The following is a 1,517-nucleotide window of genomic DNA, read 5'->3' as shown; positions in this document are numbered from 1 at the left end:
TCCATAGTCAAAACTCACTCCCAGCGAGTAAAGTCCCAGAATATTTAATCTTTTTCCTCGTCTTTTAGTCTGTTCTAAGACTTTCTGCTCTCCAAGACGAGCATAAGTGTAGCTGACGGGACTCCAAAGAGAAAAACCTGATTCATCCAAAAATTTTAGACGGATTTCTCCGGCACTGTGCGCCCAGAACAACCAGTCTAAATCGGCTTTTTTAGCTAATTTAACTTGAGGATCAGCACCATTGGGTTGTTTATATCTTGTTCTTTTCCAGACCCATCCTCTTGCTTTGAGAATTTTCCTTAATCTATCTTGACTCAAAACAACTTTTCGCTCTGTTGCTAGTTTTCGAGCTAATTGAGCCGCATTATAGGTTCGTGAATCTTCTTCTAGACATTTTTCTACATAAACCAGATCATCCTCTTTCCACTTCTTTTTTCTTCCTCTCCCCATTTTTTCCCACAATCCTTCCATTCCTCGCTTTTTCCAACGATGGAAGCAATCTCGCACGGTGTGGGGCGATTTTCCCTTATATTGGGCTATCTTCTCCACTGACCATCCATAATGCCTAAGTCGAATGATTTCGGCTCTCTCCTTGACCCTATAAGGAATTCCTGCAAGTTTTTGCAGTTCTAGCAGGTTTTTGTCTTCTTCTTCACTTAAATCAATTTTTAGAGGGGCTGGCAAGGTTTTATTCCTCCTCCATAAAGGGTTCTCTGCTATTTTATAAGTTTTTTCGCCTACCTACTTAATTTTCAGGGAAAAAGTCCCTAAATTTCCCCCCCCCGATCACCCCAAGGTCTGGCACTTTTTGATGGGGAAAAAGTCTAAAATTCCTATCCAACAAGGTTTTTAGATTTATTCAGCAAACCCTAAATAGTAGAGAAAAAGCGAAAAACCTCCGTTATCCTGAACGGAGGCTAGATAATTGATTAACAATGTTTGGCTACAATTTCGCCCCACATTCAGGACAGAATTTATTATTCACACTGTTAACCGCGCCACAACTGGGACAATTGAGCATTTCACAACTTCTGGTGACAATTTTCGGTAAACCAATCATACGCGCATTACTTTGACCGGGGGCGACCATGGGATAACAATTTTCGTCCTTAGTCACGATCGCATTGACCAAAACCGGACCATCATGGGCCAACATTTCGGCAATTTTTGCGGCTAATTCCTCTCGATGGCGAATAGTAATCCCTTTAATGCCGTAAGCTTGGGCTAACAGTTCCACATCCGGCATTCCTACTTCCATATTGGAATTAGAATAACGTTCCCCATAGAAAGCTTCTTGCCATTGACGTACCATACCCTGCCAACCATTATTAATAATAATCGTCTTGGCATGAATATTAAATTGGGTTAGGGTGCCTAATTCCTGTAGATTCATTTGGAAACTGGAATCACCACTAATACAGATGACCTCCTCATCGGGAATAGCCACCTTTACCCCCATCGCAGCCGGTAAACCGAAACCCATCGTCCCCAATCCCGCGCTAGAAATCCAACGTCGG

General features: G+C 42.3%; 2 protein-coding genes. Both read right to left on the bottom strand.

Annotation, left to right across the window (positions count from 1 at the left end; genetic code table 11):
• Positions 1-684, bottom strand: a 684-nt coding sequence (locus PX484_RS16310) for a helix-turn-helix domain-containing protein (RefSeq protein WP_288104775.1), incomplete at its 3' end; no start/stop codon positions are given.
• A gap of 259 nt (positions 685-943) precedes the next feature.
• Positions 944-1,517 (bottom strand): thiamine pyrophosphate-dependent enzyme (locus PX484_RS16305; RefSeq protein ID WP_288104773.1); only part of this gene is annotated, 574 nt, incomplete at its 5' end.

Source organism: Microcystis sp. M49636_WE2 (assembly GCF_030065375.1).
Lineage (GTDB): Bacteria > Cyanobacteriota > Cyanobacteriia > Cyanobacteriales > Microcystaceae > Microcystis > Microcystis aeruginosa_C.
This window is presented reverse-complemented; position numbering and strand designations above follow the sequence as displayed.